This is a genomic window from Mesorhizobium waimense (assembly GCF_003601975.1).
Taxonomy (GTDB): Bacteria; Pseudomonadota; Alphaproteobacteria; order Rhizobiales; family Rhizobiaceae; genus Mesorhizobium; species Mesorhizobium waimense.
Map to the genome: position 1 here is coordinate 1 of NZ_QZWZ01000144.1, position 1,784 is coordinate 1,784.

At 63.2% G+C, this 1,784-nt stretch carries 1 protein-coding gene; it reads right to left on the minus strand.

Annotation, left to right across the window (positions count from 1 at the left end; translation table 11 throughout):
• Window positions 1-131 precede the first annotated feature (131 nt).
• A complete protein-coding gene (locus D3227_RS40230) occupies window positions 132-1,565 on the minus strand; it encodes an IS701 family transposase (protein ID WP_425374603.1) in 1,434 nt (477 codons plus the stop codon).
• Window positions 1,566-1,784: the final 219 nt, after the last annotated feature.

Here is a 1,784-nt window from a genome sequence, read left to right on the forward strand (position 1 = left end):
GGTAGCGCTTGGTCTTCTTGGCGATCTTGGCCATCCGGCCACGGCTCTGTTCGGTCCACATCCACAGCTTGAATCACAAACCAGCCTCCGCCGAAATCCCAATTTTCCGATTTTCCAAACGGCCTCTAATCTTACTGCGTCATAAATTGGCCTGACGCGGACTTTCCATGGCCCTTGTGCAGCATGGACATCGTTGCAGGCGGTTGGCCAGGGCCACGGTCAGGCGTCGCCGGATGGTGGGGATCGAGGTCGGGACGTGCCGCTCTGGTCGGATCGGAGGATCCGCGGGGTCGATAACCGTCGGGAAGACCAGATGTTTGGCGGCTCTGGGCGCGAGCCGGAGCTGAGGGGGGAATCGTCTCCCTCAGAGAGATCAGGAAGCCATAGGCGGCGATACAGAGACTGGCGTGGTGGTGGAAGCCCCGCCAACCTCGGCCTTCGTAGTGGCCCAGTCCCAGCTCCTGCTTGAGCTCCTGATAGTCTCGCTCGATCCGCCAACGCAGCTTGGCGGCGTCGACCAGCTGGGTGATTGTAGCGCCGGCCGGCAAGGTGGAGAGCCAATATTTGCTCGGCTCGACCTCGCCTTCAGGCCACTCGATCAGGAGCCACTCTTCGGCGTGAGCCTCGGGCCGATTGTAGTCCCTGGATGCCGGCCGCAAGCGCACGGCGGCGAAGCGGGACTTGAGCTCGGTGTTGGTTCCTTCACGCCAGGCGATCGTGCGCCAAGCCTCGGCGTCGAACTCCTCGGCCAGGGCCTTGGCCGAGACCGGCTTGTGATTGTCGGTTCGGCCGACCCGGGACGGCGGCCGGCCTCTTCCGCTCCAAGGCTTGGGCGGCAGGGGGCTCTCGCCTGGACGCCAGACGCTGAGCGTGGGCTGAACGCCCACCACATAGGTCAGATCGAGCTCGGACAGGCCGGCGCGGAAACCGCCGTCGGCGCCATATCCGGCGTCGGCCAGAACCACGCCGGGCGCGACGCCATCGGCCTTGGCCGTCTTGATCTGCTCGAGCGCGATCTGCGGCTTGGTCTGGAACGTGATCTCTGCCGGAATCTTGGCCTTCTTGCGTTGTTCCGGATTCTCCGCCCAGATGTGCGGGAGATATAATTGGTAGGCGATCGGAAGCGAGGCTGCATCATTGGCGATCGATAGGCTAACCGCAATCTGACAGTTGTCCTGCTTGCCCAACTGGCCGCAATACTGGCGCGCTACGCCCACCGAGTGCTTGCCCTTCTTGGGAAAGCCCGTGTCGTCGACGATCCACGCCCGGATCGGTCCGCGCTGCTCGATCTGTGGAAGAACCCAGTCGCGAACCCGTGCCAGCAAGGCCGCGTCCGACCACGGCGCCTGTCCCACGAAATGCAGCAGAGACTGATGCTTGGCCGCCACCCGCGACGGCGCCGTGACGGCCGCCAACGGCTCCACGCTCTTGCGTTCCATCGGCATCAGAAGTCCGAGGCAATAATCCTTCAGCGGCTCAGCCCGGTCGGCGTGGCCGATCACCCCGATCAAAGCATCGACATAGGCGTCAAATGCGGCTTCACTCTCGGCTGTCCAGTCGGGCATGGCGCGCTTCCCTGATCACGAATCAGCACGCTAACAAATCCGCGACCAGCGCGAATCCCCCGCATCCGCGACTTTCTGACTCAGTAAGACTAAGAGTCCTCTCTGATTGGGGTCGTTTTGGTCAAGATGCTCCTGCACTTTTTTCTGGACCGTTCCGTGGGTCACTCGCTTCTCTTCGCGGTCGGCGCTTGGGCCGCCGCATGATGGGGTCAGGAGAGC

Excerpts from the sequence above, each read along its gene's own strand:
- D3227_RS40230 (WP_425374603.1), bottom strand. The coding sequence starts at position 1,565 with ATGCCCGACTGGACAGCCGAGAGTGAAGCCGCATTTGACGCCTATGTC.